General features: G+C 69.4%; 8 protein-coding genes. 7 read left to right on the top strand and 1 reads right to left on the bottom strand.

The genetic code is table 11. The features are described 5' to 3' along the window. Positions 1–113 precede the first annotated feature (113 nt). From GRC12_RS41815 to GRC12_RS41800, 5 genes are all read left to right on the top strand, one after another. Positions 114–854 (top strand): LmeA family phospholipid-binding protein, encoded by a 741-nt coding sequence (locus GRC12_RS41815; protein WP_208785677.1) that lies wholly within the window; start codon positions 114–116, stop codon positions 852–854. Between the two features lie 204 nt (positions 855–1,058). Further along, positions 1,059–1,139 (top strand): Ms5788A family Cys-rich leader peptide, encoded by an 81-nt coding sequence (locus GRC12_RS47015; protein WP_350751515.1) that lies wholly within the window; start codon positions 1,059–1,061, stop codon positions 1,137–1,139. Positions 1,140–1,263: 124 nt separating this feature from the next. Next, the gene (locus GRC12_RS41810) at positions 1,264–2,103 is read left to right on the top strand and encodes a sulfurtransferase (protein ID WP_208785676.1); all 840 of its coding nucleotides are present in this window, start codon (positions 1,264–1,266) and stop codon (positions 2,101–2,103) included. 96 nt (positions 2,104–2,199) lie between these two features. Further along, positions 2,200–2,487: a DUF1416 domain-containing protein gene (locus tag GRC12_RS41805; RefSeq protein WP_020122955.1), complete on the top strand. Its 288-nt coding sequence runs from the start codon at positions 2,200–2,202 to the stop codon at positions 2,485–2,487. Between the two features lie 155 nt (positions 2,488–2,642). Beyond that, complete coding sequence (locus tag GRC12_RS41800) at positions 2,643–2,906, top strand: DUF3099 domain-containing protein (RefSeq protein ID WP_208785675.1); 264 nt, start codon at positions 2,643–2,645, stop codon at positions 2,904–2,906. Positions 2,907–2,937: 31 nt separating this feature from the next. Here the strand turns inward: GRC12_RS41800 and GRC12_RS41795 are convergent, their stop codons facing one another. Continuing rightward, positions 2,938–3,300: a DsrE family protein gene (locus tag GRC12_RS41795; RefSeq protein ID WP_133045740.1), complete on the bottom strand. Its 363-nt coding sequence runs from the start codon at positions 3,298–3,300 to the stop codon at positions 2,938–2,940. Between the two features lie 141 nt (positions 3,301–3,441). On the opposite strand from GRC12_RS41795, the gene GRC12_RS41790 reads away from it, so the two are divergent. Further along, complete coding sequence (locus tag GRC12_RS41790; protein WP_308286751.1) at positions 3,442–4,212, top strand: hypothetical protein; 771 nt, start codon at positions 3,442–3,444, stop codon at positions 4,210–4,212. Then, complete coding sequence (locus GRC12_RS41785; protein WP_244374587.1) at positions 4,209–5,042, top strand: hypothetical protein; 834 nt, start codon at positions 4,209–4,211, stop codon at positions 5,040–5,042. The genes GRC12_RS41790 and GRC12_RS41785 overlap by 4 nt, the downstream gene beginning before the upstream one ends. Positions 5,043–5,155: the final 113 nt, after the last annotated feature.

The following is a 5,155-nucleotide window of genomic DNA, read 5'->3' as shown; positions in this document are numbered from 1 at the left end:
GTCACAGGTGATCGACAATCCCCCTGGCCCAGGCCCCGCAGGGTTACGCTCCGAAACGGCGGTCACTAGTCCGTCGTAGACCAACGTTGTCGGCCAGGTGGGGGAAGTACGGAATGCGCGCCCTGCGAATACTTCTGATCGTCGTCGTGATCCTGGGCGGCCTCTTCGTGATCGCCGACCGTGTCGCGGTGTACTTCGCCGAGAACGAGGCCGCCGACAAGGTGAAGACCACCGAGAACCTAGCCTCCACCCCGGATGTCTCCATCAAGGGCTTCCCGTTCCTCACCCAGGTCGCCGCCGGCAAGCTGGACGACGTACGCATCGGCATCAAGGACTACGAGGCCGACACGGGTGACACCACCGCCGGCGCCCCGAAGAGCATCCGCATCGACGACCTCCGGGCCGACATGAAGGGCGTCACCTTCACCGGCGACTACAGCTCCGCCACCGCGTCCACCGCGACCGGCACCGCCACCATCGCCTACGACGAGCTGCTGAAGGCCGCGAAGTCCCAGCCGACGCAGATCATTCCCGGCGTCAACGCCCAGGTCGTGGGCCTCTCCGACGGCGGCAGCGGCAAGATCAAGGTCGACGTCAAGGTCACGGCCGCCGGCGCCTCGCAGACGTACCCCGTGCTCAGCACCGTCACCGTCGACGGCGACTCGGTCAAGGTGCACGCCGACAACCTGCCCAAGCTGGTCGTCGACCTCGCCGATGCCCGGATCCGCTCGATCACCGACTTCCAGCAGACCATCGACCGGCTGCCGGGCGGTGTGAAGGTGGACGGTGTGCAGGCCGCGAAAAACGGTGTGGAGATCACGGTGAAGGGTTCGAACGTCAAGCTCGCGGGGTAGGACGGGACCCGTCGGTGATGGACGGGGAGTGTCCGAAGGGCGAGACGCGGGTGTCCGTACGACAGCGGTGATGACCGGTCAATCCGGCCGCGAGCCGCGCCACAGCGGCCCGTAGGCCGATTTCATCCCACATTCCGGACGATCGCATCTCACGATACGACACACCGGTGACACGCCCGCCTGTCCATCCCTACGATCGACCGTATGAAGCGACAGGCGGATCTCACGAAGCGGCGGGCAGTAGACCTGTGCCGCGTCGCCGCCATGCTCTGTCGCCCCTTCTGAGCGGAAGGCGCAGACCTCCGCATCCCCCCGCCCTGCTCAGGGCACCGGTGCGTCGCCCCCGTACGGGCGTGTGCACCCCGCAGACTCGTATGCCCCGCCGCAACTGCCCCGGAGGAGAAAGAGCATGAGCCGCAGCGACGTCCTGGTCGACGCCGACTGGGTCGAGGCCAACCTCGACGACCCGAACATCGCGATCGTGGAGGTGGACGAGGACACGTCCGCCTACGAGAAGAACCACATCAGGAACGCGATCCGCATCGACTGGACCAAGGACCTGCAGGACCCGGTCCGCCGCGACTTCATCGACCAGGAGGGCTTCGAGAAGCTCCTGTCGGCGAAGGGCATCGCCAACGACACGCTGGTGATCCTCTACGGCGGAAACAACAACTGGTTCGCGTCCTACGCCTACTGGTACTTCAAGCTCTACGGCCACGAGAACGTCAAGCTTCTCGACGGCGGCCGCAAGAAGTGGGAGCTGGACGCCCGCGAGCTGGTCGAGGAGGTCCCGGAGCGCCCGGCGACCGACTACAAGGCCAAGCCGCAGAACACCGCGATCCGCGCCTTCCGTGACGACGTCGTCGCCGCGATCGGTTCGCACAACCTGGTCGACGTGCGCTCGCCCGACGAGTTCTCCGGCAAGCTGCTCGCCCCGGCCCACCTGCCGCAGGAGCAGTCCCAGCGCCCGGGTCACGTCCCGTCCGCGAAGAACATCCCGTGGTCGAAGAACGCCAACGACGACGGCACCTTCAAGTCGGACGACGAGCTCAAGGAGCTCTACGCCGAGGAGAACGTGGACCTCGCGAAGGACACCATCGCCTACTGCCGCATCGGTGAGCGCTCCGCGCTGACCTGGTTCGTCCTGCACGAGCTGCTCGGCGTGGAGAACGTCAAGAACTACGACGGCTCCTGGACCGAGTACGGCAGCCTCGTCGGCGTCCCGATCGAGCTCGGCTCCGGCAAGTAAGTCCGATCCGGCGAGTAAGGCCGGCACCCAGCAAGCGAACAGACCCGCAGTTCCCCGACCGGCCTTCCTCCGGTCAGACCCCTCTTGGAGAAAGACATGTGTGGAGCGAAGGCCGGCGGCCCCGACGCCTCGACGATCAAGCCCGGTGAGACGACGATCCAGGGCCAGGTGACCCGCGACGGCGAGCCGGTGGTGGGCTACGTCCGCCTGCTGGACTCGACCGGCGAGTTCACCGCGGAGGTCCCGACCTCCGCGACGGGCCAGTTCCGCTTCTACGCGGCCGAGGGCACCTGGACCGTCCGCGCCCTGGTCCCCGGCGCCACCGCCGACCGCACGGTCGTCGCGCAGCAGGGCGGCCTCGCCGAGGTCGCGATCGCCGTCTGACCGACACCCCGCAAGCCAAGGGCCGCACCCGGGCACCCGCCCGGACCGCGGCCCTTCGGCTTGCCCGGCCCTACGCTGGAACCCACTGGCGCGCCACGGACCTGTCCGCCTCCGCGTCTCGTGTCCGACCGGCGCCGGGGTCCTACCCTGGAGGCATGCTGGCACGTCGCCGTCACGTGTATTTCGCCATGATGGGCACCTGCGTCACGCTGTTCGTCCTGGCCTGGGGAGTCGTACGCATCTGGTCGATCCCGGCGGCCGTCGCCATGTGCGTCGTGGCGATGGTCATCCCGCCGGTCGCCGCCATGGTCGCCAACCGGCGGGGCCCCGAGGACCGCTGGTGGGACGACCCCTCCGGCGACCCCAAGTCCGACGAGTGGTGGGACGAACTCGACGGCAAGAAGCGCCCGCGCCCGTAGCAGGTGCCCGTGGTTCTGTGGTTCTGGTCGGTCAGTACACCAGCGCCTGCGTCTCGTCCCCCAGCGCCTCCTGTACGAAGACCTGGGCGCCCGCGATCCGTACGCCCTCCAGGACGTCCTTCTCGGTGATGTCCCGGCGGGCCGCGCACTGGGTGCACAGGGTGACGCGGCCCGCGGCGAGAACCGAGTCGAGGAGGTCGGGCAGCGGCGCGGCGTGCGGCAGCTCGAACTCGGCGGCCCGCCCCGGCAGCGCGAACCACGCGGACTCCCCGGTCAGCCACAGCGAGACGTCGACACCGCTGGCCACGGCCACCGCCGCCACCGTGAACGCCTGCGAGCACCGCTCGGGCGCGTCGGCCCCCGCCGTCACCTTGATCACGAGCTTCTTCGCCATGGCCGAATCGTAATCAACGCCGCCACAACTCCGTTCCCCACCCATGAGTCTCCTGTGCGCGCATACGGAATGCGCACTTCAAGTTTGTGGGGGAACGTCTTGGAAGTACCCATACAGGCGCAGGAGCCGATTGCGCCGGATGTGCCCGAGCCCGCATCCGAGCCCGCATCCGAGCCCGCATCCGAGCCCGCATCCGAGCCCGCATCCGAGCGCGCGCCGGAGCGCGGGCCGCGTCCCCGGGGACGCACCACCCTGCTCATTGCCGCGGCCGCCGTGCTGGGCGTCGTCGCCGGCACCTGCACCGGCTACCTCGTGCAGGCCCATCGCGGGCCCACCGCCCTGCCCTCGCTCTCCCAGCCCACCCTCCCGCGGTCCACCGGCGCCGGCCCGGCTCCTCTGTCCGCCGCCCAGGACCGGCGGGTGAAGACGGAGGGCGATCTGCGCAAGCTGCTGCTGAGGCGCCCGGACGGGGCGCGCAACGCCCTCCTGCCCAGGAGCACCGACGGGTGGCTGGACCTGGCCGGCTACTCGCGGATGTTCACCAAGCCCGACGTCGCCTTCAGCTACTTCATCGGTGAGGAGTTCCGGCGCGCGGCGATCACCCAGTGGCGTGAGGGCGACCGCGAGGTCGACGTCCTCCTCGTGCAGTACCGCCAGGAGGACAACCACGGCGCCTCCGACGTCGTCGACGACGCCGACTCCTACGCCGAGAAGGACCCGGGCACCGACAGCTGGGCCATCCCGGGCACGGGCAACGGAACGGCATACGTCCATGCCTCAGGCGGCTCGTACAGCGCCGAGGCCCACGCCTGGCGCGGGGACATCGCCATGGAGGTCTGGGTCTACGACACGAAGCCGGTCCCCAAGAAGAAGATCATGGACCTGGCCGAGCGACAGATGGAGCGGCTGTGACCGAGAACCAGGTCGGCGAGGTGGGCCCGGTGGAACCCACGACGCCGGCGGAGCCCGTGGACACCGCCGCGGTCGCGAAGAAGTCCGTACGGCGGGGCCGGATCGCCGCGATCGCCGCTTCCGCCCTGCTCGCCCTCGCCGTTGTCGGCGGCATCGGCTACACCGCGGTGACGGTGCACGACGCCGACCGGGACGCGGGCGCCCCCGTGTGGAAGTTCCCGGCGCGCGCGGCGGACCGCAAGGCCCCCGCGGCCAAGGGGCTGCGCGGGATGCTGCTGCCGTACGCCACCAGCGGTTACGTTCGCGGCCCCGACATCGACGAGTTCGGCTCCGACGCCGAGCTCTCCGGGCGCGAGGCCACGGCCCTGCGCAAGGAGGGGATCAGCGGCCTGCCCCGCTCGCAGCGGCTCCGGCTGGAGAGGCAGATCGACCGGGAACACATCAGGGGCATGGCCATGCGCAGCTACATGAACACCTCCTGGGCAGCGGACTCCACTCTGGCCGCGGACCACGCCTTCACGATCGACGTCGTGCTGTCCCAGATGGACGAGAAGTCGGCGCGGGACATCGTCACCTACCAGAACACCTTCCTGGACGCCCTGACCTCGTTGCGCAACGGACCGGCCGTCAAGGGCCACAAGAACGCCCGGTGCTTCCTGCCGCCGAAGGGCGCCGGGGAGAAGCTGACGGAGATGGTCTGCTCCGCGTACGAGGGCGACGTCCTGGTTTCGCTCACCGCGTCCGGGGGCGCGTCGATGGACCCGAAGGGGGTCGCGTTGTTCCTGAGCGATCAGCTCGACCGCGTCAAGACGACGGGACGGGCGGTATGACCGACCAGCAGCACTCGATGGTTCCCTCGGAGCCTGAGGCCCCTGAGGCCCCTGAGGCCCCTGAGGCCCCTGAGGCCCCTGAGGCCCCTGAGGCCCCTGAGGCCCCTGAGTCC

It is taken from the genome of Streptomyces griseorubiginosus, assembly GCF_017614965.1.
GTDB lineage: Bacteria > Actinomycetota > Actinomycetes > Streptomycetales > Streptomycetaceae > Streptomyces > Streptomyces griseorubiginosus_B.
Note: the sequence above shows the minus strand (reverse complement) of the source record. Positions and strands in the feature narration are given on the sequence as shown.

Excerpts from the sequence above, each read along its gene's own strand:
- GRC12_RS47015 (WP_350751515.1), top strand. The coding sequence starts at position 1,059 with ATGAAGCGACAGGCGGATCTCACGAAGCGGCGGGCAGTAGACCTGTGC.
- GRC12_RS41795 (WP_133045740.1), bottom strand. The coding sequence starts at position 3,300 with ATGGCGAAGAAGCTCGTGATCAAGGTGACGGCGGGGGCCGACGCGCCC.
- GRC12_RS41805 (WP_020122955.1), top strand. The coding sequence starts at position 2,200 with ATGTGTGGAGCGAAGGCCGGCGGCCCCGACGCCTCGACGATCAAGCCC.
- GRC12_RS41810 (WP_208785676.1), top strand. The coding sequence starts at position 1,264 with ATGAGCCGCAGCGACGTCCTGGTCGACGCCGACTGGGTCGAGGCCAAC.
- GRC12_RS41800 (WP_208785675.1), top strand. The coding sequence starts at position 2,643 with ATGCTGGCACGTCGCCGTCACGTGTATTTCGCCATGATGGGCACCTGC.
- GRC12_RS41815 (WP_208785677.1), top strand. The coding sequence starts at position 114 with ATGCGCGCCCTGCGAATACTTCTGATCGTCGTCGTGATCCTGGGCGGC.